This window comes from Micrococcus sp. UYEF5, from assembly GCF_040546065.1.
GTDB lineage: Bacteria > Actinomycetota > Actinomycetes > Actinomycetales > Micrococcaceae > Micrococcus > Micrococcus luteus.
This window is the reverse complement of sequence record NZ_JBEPNB010000003.1, coordinates 152,879-167,923: the sequence shown is the minus strand read 5'-3', so window position 1 is coordinate 167,923 and position 15,045 is coordinate 152,879. Positions and strand designations below refer to the sequence as shown.

General features: G+C 73.7%; 14 protein-coding genes. 4 read left to right on the top strand and 10 right to left on the bottom strand.

Features of this window, described 5'->3' with window-relative positions:
* Positions 1-4: 4 nt before the first annotated feature.
* Positions 5-679 carry a histidine phosphatase family protein gene (locus ABIB16_RS04430; protein WP_036336891.1) on the bottom strand — a complete coding sequence of 225 codons (675 nt, stop codon included), beginning with the start codon at positions 677-679 and terminating at the stop codon, positions 5-7.
* 125 nt (positions 680-804) lie between these two features.
* Between ABIB16_RS04430 and ABIB16_RS04425 the strand changes: the two genes are divergently transcribed.
* Positions 805-1,545, top strand: a complete 741-nt coding sequence (locus ABIB16_RS04425) for a Bax inhibitor 1 family protein (RefSeq protein WP_095353669.1) — start codon at positions 805-807, stop codon at positions 1,543-1,545.
* A 6-nt stretch (positions 1,546-1,551) separates the two neighbouring features.
* Here the strand turns inward: ABIB16_RS04425 and ABIB16_RS04420 are convergent, their stop codons facing one another.
* From ABIB16_RS04420 to ABIB16_RS04410, 3 genes are all read right to left on the bottom strand, one after another.
* Positions 1,552-1,821 carry a glutaredoxin family protein gene (locus tag ABIB16_RS04420; RefSeq protein WP_063189784.1) on the bottom strand — a complete coding sequence of 90 codons (270 nt, stop codon included), beginning with the start codon at positions 1,819-1,821 and terminating at the stop codon, positions 1,552-1,554.
* Positions 1,822-1,916: 95 nt separating this feature from the next.
* Positions 1,917-2,015 (bottom strand): 30S ribosomal protein bS22, encoded by a 99-nt coding sequence (locus tag ABIB16_RS04415; protein ID WP_005504750.1) that lies wholly within the window; start codon positions 2,013-2,015, stop codon positions 1,917-1,919.
* 163 nt (positions 2,016-2,178) lie between these two features.
* On the bottom strand, positions 2,179-3,432 hold the full coding sequence (locus ABIB16_RS04410) for an acetoin utilization protein AcuC (RefSeq protein ID WP_206496527.1): 1,254 nt from the start codon (positions 3,430-3,432) through the stop codon (positions 2,179-2,181).
* Positions 3,433-3,568: 136 nt separating this feature from the next.
* On the opposite strand from ABIB16_RS04410, the gene ABIB16_RS04405 reads away from it, so the two are divergent.
* Together ABIB16_RS04405 and ABIB16_RS04400 are read left to right on the top strand one after the other, a co-directional pair.
* Positions 3,569-5,044: a TrkH family potassium uptake protein gene (locus ABIB16_RS04405; RefSeq protein ID WP_098470739.1), complete on the top strand. Its 1,476-nt coding sequence runs from the start codon at positions 3,569-3,571 to the stop codon at positions 5,042-5,044.
* Positions 5,037-5,714: a potassium channel family protein gene (locus tag ABIB16_RS04400; RefSeq protein ID WP_065572451.1), complete on the top strand. Its 678-nt coding sequence runs from the start codon at positions 5,037-5,039 to the stop codon at positions 5,712-5,714. The genes ABIB16_RS04405 and ABIB16_RS04400 overlap by 8 nt, the downstream gene beginning before the upstream one ends.
* Positions 5,715-5,729: 15 nt before the next feature.
* Here the strand turns inward: ABIB16_RS04400 and proC are convergent, their stop codons facing one another.
* From proC to topA, 4 genes are read right to left on the bottom strand one after another with little or no spacing between them, the layout of a single operon-like run.
* The gene (proC, locus tag ABIB16_RS04395) at positions 5,730-6,560 is read right to left on the bottom strand and encodes a pyrroline-5-carboxylate reductase (RefSeq protein ID WP_206496526.1); all 831 of its coding nucleotides are present in this window, start codon (positions 6,558-6,560) and stop codon (positions 5,730-5,732) included.
* Complete coding sequence (locus ABIB16_RS04390; protein WP_144786256.1) at positions 6,557-7,441, bottom strand: sugar phosphate isomerase/epimerase family protein; 885 nt, start codon at positions 7,439-7,441, stop codon at positions 6,557-6,559. The genes proC and ABIB16_RS04390 overlap by 4 nt, the downstream gene beginning before the upstream one ends.
* Positions 7,442-7,443: 2 nt before the next feature.
* On the bottom strand, positions 7,444-8,466 hold the full coding sequence (locus ABIB16_RS04385; RefSeq protein ID WP_036341216.1) for a Ppx/GppA family phosphatase: 1,023 nt from the start codon (positions 8,464-8,466) through the stop codon (positions 7,444-7,446).
* A 5-nt stretch (positions 8,467-8,471) separates the two neighbouring features.
* Entirely contained in the window at positions 8,472-11,306 is a 2,835-nt protein-coding gene (topA, locus tag ABIB16_RS04380) for a type I DNA topoisomerase (RefSeq protein WP_250161710.1), read from the bottom strand.
* A gap of 401 nt (positions 11,307-11,707) precedes the next feature.
* On the opposite strand from topA, the gene ABIB16_RS04375 reads away from it, so the two are divergent.
* Positions 11,708-12,355: a hypothetical protein gene (locus ABIB16_RS04375; protein ID WP_230594486.1), complete on the top strand. Its 648-nt coding sequence runs from the start codon at positions 11,708-11,710 to the stop codon at positions 12,353-12,355.
* A gap of 21 nt (positions 12,356-12,376) precedes the next feature.
* On the opposite strand, the gene ABIB16_RS04370 is transcribed toward ABIB16_RS04375, so the two are convergent.
* Both ABIB16_RS04370 and trhO read right to left on the bottom strand, forming a co-directional pair.
* A complete protein-coding gene (locus ABIB16_RS04370; RefSeq protein WP_060973652.1) occupies positions 12,377-14,053 on the bottom strand; it encodes a DUF7059 domain-containing protein in 1,677 nt (558 codons plus the stop codon).
* Complete coding sequence (gene trhO / locus ABIB16_RS04365) at positions 14,050-14,979, bottom strand: oxygen-dependent tRNA uridine(34) hydroxylase TrhO (RefSeq protein WP_123244261.1); 930 nt, start codon at positions 14,977-14,979, stop codon at positions 14,050-14,052. The genes ABIB16_RS04370 and trhO overlap by 4 nt, the downstream gene beginning before the upstream one ends.
* Between the last annotated feature and the right edge of the window lie 66 nt (positions 14,980-15,045).

Below are 15,045 nucleotides of genomic sequence, written 5' to 3'. Positions count from 1 at the left end.
CGTCTCAGGCGCCCGGCAGGGAGGAGGCGTCCTTGAGCAGGGCCTGGTTCGGCTCGTGGTACTCGACGCGCGGCACCCCGCGCCCCTCCTCGTACACGAGCGAGGTCACGGAGGTCAGCGAGCACTCGCGGCGGCGCGGGTCGTGCCACAGCGGACGGCCCTCGACGGCCAGGCGCGTCACCCAGATCGGCAGCTGGTGCGAGACGAGCACGGACTCGGCGCCGGGCCCGTCGGCGGCCACGGCCTCGCCGCGGAGCCGGTCGACGACGGCCAGCATCCGGGCGGCCTGCGCGCGGTACGGCTCGCCCCAGGACGGGCGCAGGGGATTGCGCAGCCGGGGCCACAGCCGCGGGTTCCGCTTCAGCGACGCCGCCACCTGGGACATGCCCTCGAAGGCGTTCTCCGCCTCGATCAGGTCGGGCTCGGTGACCAGCGGCAGGTCGAACGCGGCCGCGAGGGGCGCGGCGGTCTGCTGCGCGCGGGTCAGCGGGGAGGCGGCGACGACGGCGGGCGCCCGGCCGGTCTGCGCGGCGCGCTCCGCGAACCACGCGGCCACGCCCCGGGCCATCTCGTGGCCGAGCTCCGAGAGCCCGAACTCCGGCAGGCGGCCGTAGAGGACACGGTCGGGGTTGTGGACTTCTCCGTGGCGGACCAGGTGGACGGTGGCGAGCGTCTGCATGGGGCCAGTCTGGCAGAGGCGGGCCGGTGGCCCCGGCGGTAGCGTGGGGCACAGCTCGGCGCGACCGCGCCGCCACCCCCGTCCGCACCGAGACGCCGCGAGCGTCGGCGTCGCTAGGAGGCCCCATGTCCGGCACCTCGCCCACCGATCCCCACGGCAGCCAGAACCCGTACGGCACCGACCCCTACGGCGCCGCCCCGCAGGGGCCGACCCCGGGCTCCCCTGACCCGGCGGGCGCGAGCCCGTACGGCCAGAACCCCTACGGCGCACCGCCGGCGGCTCCGTACGGCGCCCCGGGCCAGGCGGGGATGCCCCAGGCCCCCTCCCCCCACGGCCCCGCCGGCTGGCAGTCTCCCGGCCCGGTCGAGCTGCCCCCGCGGCCGCGCTCCCTGACGGCCGCGTTCTGGCTGATCGTCTCGGGCGGCCTCCTGCTGCTGGCGACGACCCTGCTGGCGGCCTTCGCCATCACCCAGCCGGAGGGCCAGGCCGCGATCCAGCAGGAGCTGGACCGGTCCGTCGAACAGATGAATCTGCCCGCCGACCAGGCGGAGCAGATGCGCACCATGATGGACGGGATGCTCCCGGCCCTCGCCACGACGGCGGCCGTGTTCGGCGTGCTCGCGTTCCTCGTCTACCTGTGGGTGGCGTTCGCGATCCGCGGCGGCTCGCGCGCCGCGCGCATCGTCGGAACGGTGCTGGCGTCCCTGTCCGTGCTGGTGCTGGTCTCCAACGCCGTGATGGGGGCGTTCAGCCCGCTGGACCTCGTGTGGGTGGGCCTCGGCGTCGCCGGCATCGTGCTCGCCTACCGCCCGGACGCCACGGAGTACATGCGGCTGAAGACCTGGCAGCGCTTCGCGCGCCGCTGAGCCCGCTCAGGCCCGCGGGGCGTCCAGGAGCCGGCCCAGGCGGGCCGGGTCCACGCGCCAGAAGTCGCGCTGGACGCCGTCCACGAAGAGCACGGGCACCTCGTCCACGAAGCGCTCGAGCAGGTCCGGGTGCGCGGCCCCGTCCACGGCCTCCCAGGCCTCGCCCCGCGCGTCGCACACCTGCACCACCGTGGCCTCGGCCTCGGCGCACAGGTGACAGCCGGGCTTCACGAGCAGCTGGACGCGGGCGGTGGCGGCGGGCAGGTCGGCGGTCATGGCCCCACTCTACGGATCGCCGTCCACGACGAAGCCGCCGTCCCCCCGGAAGGGGACGGCGGCTTCGTCTCGTCAGCGCCCGGAGGGCGCGGGCGTCACTTCTTGTTGCGACGCTGGTGACGGGTCTTGCGAAGCAGCTTGCGGTGCTTCTTCTTCGACATGCGCTTGCGGCGCTTCTTGATCACAGATCCCATGGGGACTCCTTGAATCGGGGCGAGGGTCGGCGGTCGTGGGACCGCAGGCATCCGGGGCGCCGGACACGCCGACCCGCATTCCACCGGATGTGGAACGCCTGGAAACGTTCTCGGCCACAATACCGGCCGCACGGGCCCCGGTCGAACCGGGACGGGGACCGGTTCAGTCGAACCAGGGGTCGAGCCCGTGCAGCGGGAACACCTCGCGGCGCGTGGCCATGATCGACTGGTCCACCGGGTCGGCCGGGTCGTAGCCCACCTCCCACGAGCGCCACCACACGTCCGCGTCCTCGCCCATCACGGTGGGGATCCGCTCGGCGTCGTCCCCCACGTGCACGGACATGTCCCCGGTCAGCTCGTCCGCGGTGAGGGCCCGGACGTGCTCGATCCAGGCGGCGGGGATCTCGCTCTTCACCGGGATCGGGGTCTGCAGGACGGCGGCGGTCAGGTGGGCCCACGCGCGCGGCACCACCCGCAGCGGGTTGTAGCCGCCACCCCCGGTGGCCAGCCACCGGCCGTGCGCGAACCGGTCGGCCCAGTCGCCGACGTCGAACGCGAGCTGGCGCTGGCCGTCCACGGTCAGCCGCAGGTCGGCGAGCGGGTCCGTGCGGTGGCCGTCGCAGCCGTGCTGGCTGACCAGCACGTCCGGGGCGAACGCCTCCAGCAGCGGCGGGACCACGGCGTGGGCGGCGCGCAGGAAGCCGGCGTCGCCGGTGCGCGGGGGCAGCGCGACGTTCACCGCCGTGCCCTGGGCGGCCGCGCCGCCGATCTCATTGGCGAAGCCCGTGCCCGGGAACAGGCTGATGCCCGTCTCGTGCAGGGAGATGGTGAGCACGCGGGGGTCGTCGTAGAAGACCGACTGCGTGCCGTCGCCGTGGTGCGCGTCCACGTCGACGTAGGCCACGCGCTCCGCGCCGAGGTCCAGCAGGCGCTGGATGGCCACGGCGCAGTCGTTGTAGATGCAGAACCCGGACGCCGAGGACCGGGCGGCGTGGTGCATGCCGCCGGCGAAGTTCACGGCGCGGTCCACCTCGCCGGACCAGATGGCCTCGGCCGCCGCGAGGGAGCCGCCCGCGATCCGGGCGGCGGACTCGTGCAGGTCCGGGAACACGGGACAGTCCTCGGTGCCCAGGCCGAAGCGGCCGTCCTCGGCCGACGACGTCGCCGCGGCCCGGCGGACGGCGGCGACGTACTCGGGGTCGTGGACGAGGGCGAGCTGCTCGTCCGTGGCCACGGGCGGCTCCACGATCCGCACGTGGGGCGCGTCCAGCAGGCCGAACGCCTCCACGAGCCGGTGCGTGAGGTCCAGCCGCAGGGGCGCCATCGGGTGCTCCGCGCTGAACCGGTAGCGGAGCAGGCTGGAGTCCCACACCACAGCGGCGGGGGTGGGAGCGGGAGGGGTGGACGTGGTGCTCATCACGGTCCAGCCTAGGGCTCCGGGCGGCACGGTGGCGACGAGCGCCTCGGATGTCTCACCCGCGTGACGCGCGGGCCTCAGGGGCGCGCGATACTGGGAGCCGGTCCGTTCCCCGTCCCCGTGCAGGAGGTGCCCCGTGGCAGGTCCCCGTCCGACCCCGCACGCCCGCCGCCACGGCGGGGTGCGCCGGCCCGGCGGACTCCCCCGGCCCGGCCAGGCCTCCACGCTGGAGTCCTCGACCGACCTGCGCACGGCGCTGCGGCGCTCGGGCCGTGCCGTCAGCTCGGTGGTGGGCGGCTCCCCGGCCCGCGCCGCCCTCTCCGCCTTCGCCCTCATGGCCCTGGTGTTCACCGGGCTCCTCGCCCTGCCGTGGGCCGCGGCGGACGGCCACGCCACCCCCCTGCACGACGCCATGTTCACCGCGGTCTCCGCCTTCTCCGTGACCGGTCTGACCACCGTCAACACGGCCGAGCACTGGTCCCCCGCGGGCCAGGTGGTCATCCTCGTGGCCATCCAGATCGGCGGCCTGGGCATCCTCTCGATGGCCTCGCTGCTCACGTTGGCCGTCTCCCGGCATCTGGGCCTGAGGTCGAAGCTGGCGACGCAGCAGGCGGGCATGACCTCCGGCAGTCTCGGCGAGGTCGGCCAGCTGCTGCGCGTCGTCGTCGTGACGGTGCTGACCGCCGAGGCCGCGCTGGCGCTCGTCCTCGTGCCGCGGTTCGCGGCCATCTCCGGCTCGTGGCTCACCGGCCTGTGGCACGGTGTCTTCTACTCGGTCAGCGCCTTCAACAACGCGGGGTTCACCCTGCACGTGGACGGCCTGCCGGAGATCATGCACGACCCGGTGGTCATCACGGTGCTCGGCGTCGGCGTGTTCCTCGGCGCGCTCGGCTTCCCCGTGGTCATGGTGCTGCTGGAGAAGGGGTGGCGGTTCCGGGAGTGGAACCTGCACACCAAGCTCACGGTCGAGGTGACGCTGGCCCTGCTGGTGCTCGGCGCCGTCGCCCTCTTCTTCTTCGAGGCGGGCAACCCGGCGACCCAGGCCGGCATGGGCTTCTGGCAGCGGGTCGGGCACTCCCTGTTCGGCTCCGTGATGACCCGCTCCGGAGGCTTCGCGATCGACGACACGAACGCGCACCAGCCCGAGTCCCTGCTGCTCATGGACGCGCTGATGTTCGTGGGCGGTGGGTCCGCCTCCACCGCGGGCGGCATCAAGGTGACCACGCTGGCGATCATGTTCCTCGCGATCGTGGCGGAGGCGCGCGGCGACCGCGAGGTGACGGCGCACGGCCGCACGATCGCCCCCGAGTCCCTGCGCGTGGCCATCGCGGTGCTCGCACTCGGGGCCACCCTCGTGCTCGTGGCCACTCTGGCGCTGGTGCACATCACCGACGAGTCCCTCCAGCGACCCCTGTTCGAGGTGATCTCCGCGTTCGGCACGTGCGGGCTCTCCGTGGGCGTCTCCGCGGAGAGCCCACCGGCCGGCAAGTACGTCCTGACGGCCATGATGTTCGCGGGCCGCGTTGGTACGATCACGTTCGCCGCCGCCCTGGCCCTGCGCCAGCGGCGCGTGCTCTACCGCTACCCCGTCGAGAGGCCGGTCATTGGCTGACACCCCGCAGCGCACCGATCCCAACGCCCCCGTGCTCGTCGTGGGGCTGGGCCGCTTCGGCGCCGCCACGGCCGAGGAGCTCGTCGCACAGGGGCGCGAGGTGCTCGCCGTCGAGCGGGACCCCGTCCTCGTGCAGCGCTACGCCCCCTCGCTGACCCACGTGGTGGAGGCGGACGCCACCGACCCCGAGGCCCTGCGCCAGCTCGGCGCGCAGGACTTCTCGACGGCGGTGGTCGGCGTGGGCACCTCCATCGAGGCATCGGTGCTGATCACCGTGAACCTCGTGGACCTGGAGATCCCGCACATCTGGGTGAAGGCGATCAGCGAGGCGCACGGCACGATCCTCAAGCGGATCGGGGCGAACCATGTGATCTTCCCGGAGCACGACGCCGGCGTGCGCGCCGCCCACCTCGTGAACGGGCGCATGCTCGACTTCATCGAGTTCGACGACGACTTCGCGATCGTGAAGATGTACCCGCCGGCCGAGTGCGTGGGCTTCACGCTCGCCGAGTCCCACGTGCGCTCCAAGTACGGCGTGACCGTGGTGGGCGTGAAGACCCCGGGCGAGGACTTCACCTACGCCCAGCCGGACACCCGGGTGGGCCCGCGCGACACCCTCATCGTCTCGGGCCACACCGACCTCATCGACCGGTTCGCCGCCCGGCCCTGAGGCACGCCGGAGCCGTCAGGCCCCGAACTCCTCGGCCATCTCCTTGTCGCGCTGCGCGGCCGCGTCCATGGCACGGTTCACGAGGTCGCCCATGCCGCCGTCCAGGAACGCCTCCACGGCCTTCTCGGTGGTGCCGTTCGGGCTCATCACGGCCTTGCGCAGAGCCTCGGCCCTGGCCCCCTCCTGCTGGAGCATGATGCCGGCGCCCTTGACGGTGGCCGCGGCCATGGCCTCGGCGGAGGCGGCGTCCAGTCCCATCTCCGCACCGTGGGCGGCGATCAGCTCGGCCAGCAGGAACACGTAGGCCGGGGCGGAGCCGGCGGTGGCCACCACGGCGGAGAGCTGCTCCTCGGCCACCGGCACCACCAGGCCGGAGCCCTCGAAGAGAGCGCGCACGGCGGTGGCCTGCTCCTCGGTGACGCCCGGCCCGGGAGCCACGCCCACGACGCCGGAGCCCACCGTCAGGGGCGTGTTCGGCATGGTCCGCACGATCGGCTGCCCCGCCGGCAGCACGGCGGCCATGGTCGCGGCGGTGACGCCGGCTGCCACGGACACCACCACGGTCTCGGGGCGCAGCGACGGCGCCAGGTCCGTGAGGGTGGCGACCATGTCCTTCGGCTTCACGCCCACCAGGACGATGTCCGCCTCGGCGACCGCGGCATGGTTGGCGCGTTCGTCCCGCTCCTGGGAGGTCACGGTGACGCCGTGCTGCGCGGCGGCCTTCTCGGCGGAGGCGGCGGAGCGGGTGGTGGCGGTGACGTCCTCGGCGCGCACGGCGCCGGCGTCGAGGGCTCCGGCGAGGATGGCCCCAGTCATGGTGCCCAGGCCCAGGATGGTCAGCTTCATGGTCGGTCCGTCTCCTTCGTGGTCGGGCGCGGGGCGTCGTCGTGGTGGTGGTCGGTCCCGCCGGCGGCCAGGTGATCGCGCGCGAAGGCGAGCGAGGCGGCGAGCATCTCCTCCCGCTGGCCCGCGTACTCCACGCCGCGCGTGCCCACCTCCACGCACACCGTGCCGGCCAGGCCCGCGGTCGCCAGGTGGCGCAGGGTCTCGGCCACGCGCTGCGTGCCCTCGCCGGGGGCCAGGTGGCCGTCCTTGCCGGAGTCGTTGCCGTCGGTGAGGTGGACGTGCCGCAGCCGCGGGCCGAGCTCGCGGACGGCCGCCAGGGAGTCCGCCCGCGCGATGGCCGCGTGGGAGAAGTCCCAGCAGATGTGCTCGTACGGCTCGGGCAGCGGGTTCCAGTGCGGCAGGTACATCTTGGCCTCGCGGCCGTAGGCCCGCCACGGGTACATGTTCTCCACGGCGATCACGACGCCGGTCTCCGCCATGAGCTCGTGGATGCCCTCGGCGAAGCGCACCGCGTACGTGCCCTGCCAGCGGAACGGCGGATGGGCCACCACGGTGGCCGCGCCCACGGCCTGCGCCAGCTCCACGGAGCGGCGGATCTTGGACCACGCGGAGCCCCAGACCTGCTGCGTGAACAGCAGGGTGGGCGCGTGGATGGAGTCGATGGGCATCCCGTGCCGCTCGGACAGCCGCGTCAGCCGCCGCGCGTCCTGGCTCCACGCGTTGTGCGTGACCATGACCTCCACGCCGTCGTAGCCGAGGTCCTCGGCGGTGGCGAACACGTCCTGGGTGCCCAGGGGGAACACGGACGAGGAGGACAGGGTCACGGGGATGTCCGCTCCGAAGCGCGCCGCGGGGGCCAGGTGCGCGGTGGAGTCCGGCATGGTCAGCGCACCCCCAGGCTCAGTCCCGGCAGGAGGGTGTCCGGGTTGAGGTTCACGTGGCCGACGCCGGGCCGGCCGTCCCGGGTGAGGTGGCCCTCGAGCATGAGCGCGTCGAGGCGGTTGAGGATCAGGCCCTCGCGCAGCGCCCACGGGCAGATCTCGAGCTGGGCGATGCCGAACGTGCGCATGGCCGTCAGCGCGACGATCGCCCCCGCGAACACCTGGTGCGCGCGCACGTCCGAGACGCCGGGCAGCTCCGCCCGCTCCGCGACGGTCATCGCCGCGAGGCGGTTCACCCACAGGTGCAGGTCGTCCGCGCGCAGGTGCCGCTTCACGAAGGGGCCCGCCGCCGACGGCGCCGCCCCGGTGATCCGGGCGAGGGAGCGGAACGTCTTCGAGGTGGCGGTGACCACCACGGGCGACTCGATGCGCGGGAAGGCCGTATACGCCTCCTCGAGTCGCTTCTCCACGTGCTTGCGGAGCTTCTTCACCGCCTTGGGGCTGGGCGGGTCCTCGAGCACCCAGTCGCGGGTGAGGCGGCCGGCGCCCAGCGGCAGGGACAGGGCGTGCGAGGGCAGCTCGTCCTGGCCGTAGGCGATCTCGAAGGAGCCGCCGCCGATGTCGAAGTTCAGGATGGAGCCGGCGCCCCAGCCCTGCCAGCGGCGCACGGCGAAGTACGTCATGGCCGACTCCTGGTCCCCCGTGAGCTCGGAGAGGTGCACACCGGTCTCGGCCTGCACGCGGGCCAGCACGGCGGCGCCGTTCGCGGACTCGCGGATCGCCGAGGTGCAGAACGAGATCATGTCCTCCGCCCGATGCTCCTCCGCGAACGCGGCGGCCTCACGGACGAAGTCCACGAGCTCCCGCTGTCCCTCCTCCGTGATCGCCCCGTCGGCGTCCTGGTAGCGGATCAGCGGAAGGGAGCGCTTGTGCTCCGCGTAGGCGACGGGGCGGGCCCCCGGGTGGGCGTCCACGAGCAGCAGGTGGACGGTGTTGGACCCGATGTCCAGGACGCCGAGGCGCATGGCGCTCAGGCCTTCTTCCGCGCGGTGGTCTTCTTGGCCGGGGCCTTGCGGGCCGCCGGCTTCTTGGCACCGCCGCGGGTGGCCGGGCCCTTGGCACGCTTGTCCGCGAGCAGCTGGTAGGCCTCCTCCGCCGTGAGCTCCTCGGGCTGACGGCCGCGCGGGACGGTGATGTTGGTGACCCCGTCCGTGACGTACGGGCCGAAGCGGCCCTCCTTCACGGTGACCTTCTTGCCGGAGACCGGGTCCTCGCCGAACTCGGCCAGCGGCGGCTTGGCGGCCCCGCGGCCACGCTGCTTCGGCTGGGCGTAGATCTCGAGGGCCTGCTCCTGCGTGATGCTGAAGATCTGGTCCTCGGACTCGAGCGAGCGCGAGTCCGAGCCCTTCTTCAGGTAGGGCCCGAAGCGGCCGTTCTGGGCGGTGATGACCTCGCCCTCGGCGTCCGCGCCCACGACGCGCGGCAGGGACATCAGCTGCAGCGCCTGCTCGAGGGTCACGGTGTCCACGGACATGCTCGTGAAGAGGGAGCCGGTGCGGGGCTTCTCCTTGGCCGGCTTCTTCTTCGGCTTGGGCTTGCCGTTCTTGTAGTACTCGGTGGGCTGGGCGTCGAGCCAGGCCTGCAGCTCCTCCTCGGTCATCTCCGGGATGACCTCGGTGACGTAGGGCCCGTAGCGCCCGTCCTTGGCGACGATGGTCCGGCCCGTCTCCGGGTCCGTGCCGAGCTCGCGCTCGGAGGGCTGGGCGGTGGCGAACAGCTCCTCGGCCTTGGCCGGGGTGAGCTCGTCCGGGGCCAGGTCCTCGGGGACGTTGGCGCGCGGCGGGGTGGCGCCCGCCTCCGCGTCGGCCGGCAGCGACCGCTCCAGGTACGGACCGTACTGGCCCACCCGCAGGGTGATGTCCTCGGTGATCGGCAGCGAGTTCACGGCCCGCGCGTCGATCTCGCCGAGGTTGTCCACCACGTGCTTGAGGCCCTCGACGCCCTTCTCCGTCTCCGCGGCGGGGGCCCCGAAGTAGAAGGTCTGCAGCCAGGCCTCGCGGCCGAGTTCGCCCGCGGCGATCCGGTCGAGGTCGTCCTCCATGCGGGCCGTGAAGTCGTAGTCCACGTACTTCGCGAAGTAGTCCTCGAGCAGGCCGATCACCGCGAACGCGGTCCACGACGGGACGAGCGCGGTGCCGCGCTTGGACACGTAGCCGCGGTCCATGATCGTGGAGATCGTCGGGGCGTACGTGGAGGGACGCCCGATCTCGCGGCGCTCCAGCTCGGCGACGATCGACGCCTCGGTGTAGCGGGCCGGCGGGGAGGTCTCGTGCCCGGTGGCCTCGATCGGGTCACCGGTGAGGCGCTCGCCCTGGGCCACCTGCGGCAGTCGGCGGTCCTTGGCCTCCGCGTTCTCGCCGTCGACCTCGGCGTCCCGACCCTCCTCGTACGCGTCGAGGAAGCCCTTGAACGTGATGACCGTGCCCGAGGCGCTGAACTGCGCGAGGCGGCCGTCCTGCGCGGTGGCCGAGAGCCGCAGCGTGGCGGTGTAGCCCTTGGCGTCGGCCATCTGCGAGGCCACGGTGCGCTTCCAGATCAGCTCGTACAGGCGGAACTCGTCCGGGCGCAGCTCGGCCTTGACCTGGGCCGGGGTCCGGAAGGAGTCCCCCGCGGGCCGGATGGCCTCGTGGGCCTCCTGCGCGGTCTCGTTGCGCTTGGCGTAGACGCGCGGCTGGGCCGGCACGGCGTCCGCCCCGTAGAGCTCGGTGGCCTGGCGCCGGGCGGCCTGCACGGCCTCCTGCGAGAGGTTCACCGAGTCCGTGCGCATGTACGTGATGTAGCCGTTCTCGTACAGGCGCTGGGCCACCTGCATGGAGACGCGGGAGCTCATGCGGAGCTTGCGGGCGGCCTCCTGCTGCAGCGTGGAGGTGGTGAAGGGGGCGGCCGGGCGGCGGGTGTACGGCTTGTCCTCCACCGAGTCGACCGTGAAGTCCGCTCCGCGCAGACCCTCGGCCAGCGAGCGGGCGCCGGCCTCGTCCAGGTGGGTCACCTTCTTGCCGGCGGAGGCCTTGAGCCGCCCGGCGTCGTCGAAGTCGCGGCCCGTGGCCACGCGCTCGCCGTCCACCGTGCTGAGGCGGGCCGTGAACGAGCTGCCCACGGCGTCCGCGGCCTGCGCGCCCTCGGCCACCGTGAAGGTGCCCTCCACGCCCCAGTAGTGGGCGGAGACGAAGGCCATGCGCTCCCGCTCGCGCTCGACGACGAGGCGGGTGGCCACCGACTGCACGCGGCCCGCCGAGAGCCCGCGGGAGACCTTGCGCCACAGCACCGGCGAGAGCTCGTAGCCGAACAGGCGGTCGAGGATGCGGCGCGTCTCCTGGGCGTCCACGAGGGCCGTGTCCAGCTCGCGGATGTTCTCCAGGCCTCGGCGCACGCCCTCCTGGGTGATCTCCCCGAAGGTCATCCGGTACACCGGCACCGTGGGCTTGAGGGTGTCCAGCAGGTGCCAGGCGATGGCCTCGCCCTCCCGGTCCGCATCCGTGGCGAGGTAGAGGGCCTCGGCGTCCTTGAGCTCGCGCTTGAGCTCCGCGACCTTCTTCTTCTTGTCCGGGTGCACCACGTAGTACGGGGTGAAGCCGTGCTCCGTGTCCACGGCGAACTTCCCGAACGGGCCCTTCTTCATGTCCGCCGGCAGGTCCGAGGGCTTGGGCAGGTCGCGGATGTGCCCCACGGAGGAGTCCACCACCCAGCCGGAGCCCACCGCGTTGAGGTACTTCGCGATGGACTTGCTCTTGGCCGGGGACTCCACGATGACCAGCTTCTTGCCCTCGGGCACGGGAGCGGTCACGGAAGCGGATGACGTGGACAAGGGGGTCCTCCTCGGACGGGGAAGGCGGTGGTTCCGGGCCGGTGCGCGGTGCACGCCGGCGTCGGGCGGACGTCCCCACATCGTAGGGGGCGCGGTGCCCACGATAACGCCCGGAGCCTGACAGGCCCCTGGGCGGGCCCCGTCCGCCGGACACGGGCTCGGGTCCTCCTGCCCGCCTCCGGACACTCAGCCTATGCTCAGGCCATGCATCCTCGTCGGTCCCGCGCCACGTCCCACACGGTCCAGGGTGCTGTCCACGTCGCCCGGTCCGCAGGCTCCGGCCTCAGGCCTGTGGGTCCGGAGAAGGACACGTCGGGCTCGGGCACGTACTGCCACCACCACGGCGACAACCGCAAGCCCGAAGGCGTCCACGCGTTCGACGGCGTGGCCGGGCAGGAGAGGTGTTGACGGCCCCGGGGTCGACGGCGGACCTCGTCCGCCGCTGGGAGTCCGCGGCTCGGCCGAACCCCACGGCGACGGACGTGGGCTCCCTGCTGGAGAAGTGCTACCGCGCGAGACCTCTGGCACGCGAGATCCTCTCGGGCGGCCATCTGCAGCACGACGAGGAGCTGCGCAACCACACGGAGAAGCTCCTGTGGACGGTCACGGACACCGTCACCCTGCTGCACTTCGCCCGGCACGCCTTCGGCTCCCTCGATGCGTATCTCCTGCACCTCGAGTCGGAGCGGGAGGACGCGGACGCGGCAGCCGAGTGGGACGAGGGCGCCGAGCGTGCCGACGTCGCCTACTGGACAGGGCTGGAGAGTCAGGTCCCCCAGGAGGACCACCCCTACGGGCTGGTCCTCACCCAGCACGCACTGGGTCAGCGCGTCACCGCGATCCTCGAGGTCGAGGACGGGGCGGTGACCGGCTTCACGGTGGAGGGCGTGCTCGGGCAGATGGTGGACGAGCACCTCGAGGGACTCGTGGGCTTCCCCGAGCCGGACCCGGACTTCGGCGAGGCCGTGCCGGTGATGCGCCGCGGGGATCCCGACGACGAGATGTTCGTGCGCCATCTGCGCCACGCTGCGCGGCTCGGCTTGATCTGAGATGTGGGCCGGGCCGTCCGCTCAGCCCTCCACGAGGAAACCGTCCTCGTGCAGCTCCCGCAGCGCGGCCAGCAGGCCGGCCCGGCCCGCTTCGTCCAGCTCCAGCAGCGCGGCGACCGCGCCCACCAGCTGCCCCACGGACAGCTCGCCGTCGCTGGCCGAGAGGACGCCCGCCGTCGCGGTGTCCAGGCGCGCCACACGCCGGAACCCGGAGCCCTGACGGGCCAGGATCACCTCGGGGTGCTCCGCCCCGAACCGCTGGTGGCGCTCCTCGGTCACGTCGGATGCCACCCGCAGGTGCAGGCCGCGCAGCGCGGCCAGGGCCGGGTCCCCGACGTCGACCCCCGTCCCGGCGCCCGCGGCCAGCCGGTCCCGGCGGGCGACGGCGGCGGCCCACGCGGCGCCGAGGGCCTCGTCCACGGCCTGGGTCAGCTCCTCGGCGACCACCCACCCCCGGCCCTGGGAGCCGTCCGCGGCGGGCCGACGCAGCCACACGTGGCCGAAGCCCACGCCCGCGACCCCGCGCGCGGCGAAGTCGTCCAGGTACCCACGGTAGGCGGCCTCATAGGCGGGCGGGTCGAGCTCGAGCGAGGAGTCCTGCAGCCACGTCTCCGCGTAGCCCGCGGGGTCCTGCCGGTCGCGCTGGATGAACCAGGCCTGCATCCCCGACGCCAGCCACGAGCGCGGGCGCGCGTCCCAGGGTGCGGTGTCGGCGTCGGCGGTGTCTCCCGCCGGGATCTCCCAGTTGGCGAGCAGCTGCGCGGTGCCGCCCTCGGCGAGCACGTCCGGCAGGGCCGCGATCAGCTCCGCGACGATCCGGTCGCCCTCGCGGCCGCCGTCGCGGTAGGTCAGCACGGGCGCGTCCGGGTCCGTGCGCGGGGTGATCACGAACGGCGGGTTCGAGACCACGAGGTCGAACCGCTCCCCCGCCACCGGCGCCAGCAGATCGCCGGCCGCCAGCCGGACCCGGTCCTCGAGCCGCTCCCGGTCGAGGCCGAGCACGTCCGCGTTGAGCAGCAGGTTGAACCGGGTGAAGGCCAGGGCGCGCTCGGACAGGTCCGTGGCGGTGACGTGGTCGGCGTGGGCGAGCAGGTGCAGGGTCTGGATCCCGCAGCCCACCCCCACGTCGAGGGCGCGGGCCACGGGACGGCGCTGCGTGGCGCCGGCGAGCGTGAGGGAGGCCCGACCGACGCCGAGCACGTGCTCGGGAGGCAGCGGGCCGCGCCGCTGCAGGGCCGTCAGGTCCGAGGCGATCCACATCCGGCCCGGCTCGTCCGCCTCATACGGCGAGAGGTCCACCGCGCCGCGCACGCGTCCGTCCGGCCCCTCGACGACGAGCCCGGCCGCCACGGCCCCGGCCAGGCCGAGGCTGGGCAGGGCGGCGTCGAGGTCGGCGGCGGGGACGGGCTCGCCGAGCAGCCAGGCCCCGACGGCGGCGGCGAGGGCCCGCGTGCCGTGCCGGTCGCCGGGGCCGGCTGCGTCGTCGTGCCGGTCGGGGCCCGCCAGGTGACCGGCGACGACGCGGCGGGCGGCCTCGGCGTGCTCGCGGTCCAGGGCGAGCGTGGCCACGGGTCCGAGCAGCCCCTCGACGGCGGCGGTGGTGAACGGCAGGGCCGCCAGGTCCGCGGCGAGGGCCACGGCCGTGGCCGGTGTCAGCCGCGGGGCGGGGGGCGACGGAGGTGTCGGGACGGGACTCATGCCTCGGTCCTCTCAGCGGGGTGGGGGCGGTGGGCGCAGACGGGGCAGCGGTGCTCGGGGTCGTCGACGGCGCAGGCCGCGCAGCGGACCTCGAGCGTGGTGCAGGCCGGGTCGGCGCAGTTGCGCAGCGCCGAGGTCGGGGCCTGGCACGTGACGCACCGGCCGATGGTCTCGGCGTCGGCGGTGAAGCGGGTGGACAGGCGTCGGTCGAACACGGCCAGCTCGCCCCGCCACAGTCCGGCGTCGCCGCGGGCCTCGCCGTAGCGGACGATGCCGCCGTCGAGCTGGTAGACCTCGGCGAAGCCGCGGTCCTTGAGCAGGGCGGAGAGGACCTCGCAGCGCACGCCGCCCGTGCAGTAGGTGATCAGCGGCGCGTCCTTGAGGTGGTCCAGGGCCCCGGAGTCGACGGCGGCGAGCAGGTCGCGGGTGGTGTGCGCGTCCGGGACCACGGCCCCGTCGAATCGGCCGATGGCCGCTTCCACCGTGTTGCGGCCGTCGAGGAAGCGCACGGGGTTCGCGGTGCCGGCGCGCTCGGCGACGAGTGCGTCCACCTGGGCGGGGGTGAGCCGCTCCCCCGTGCCGACGACGCCGTCCGCGTCCACGGAGACGCGCTCGGGGGCCCCGAACGCGACGAGCTCGGGCTTGAGCTTGACGGAGAGGCGGGGGAAGTCCGCCGCCGAGCCGTCCGACCACTTCACCTCGAGGTCCCGGAACGCCGGATGCTCCCGCGTGCCGCGCACGTAGCGCTTGACCGCGTCGACCGGTCCGCCGACGGTCCCGTTGATCCCCTGCGACGACACGATGATCCGGCCGGTCAGGCCGAGGGACGCGGCGAGCGTGCGCTGCCACAACCGCACCGCCTCGGGGTCGGCGAGCGGGGTGAACCGGTAGTACAGCGCGATGCGGGAGAGGGGGGCGGTGCTCATCGAGGTCCAGGCTAGTGCGCGACCCCGGACGTGACGGCCGTGCGGGACGGGCGGGACCTGGCCCGC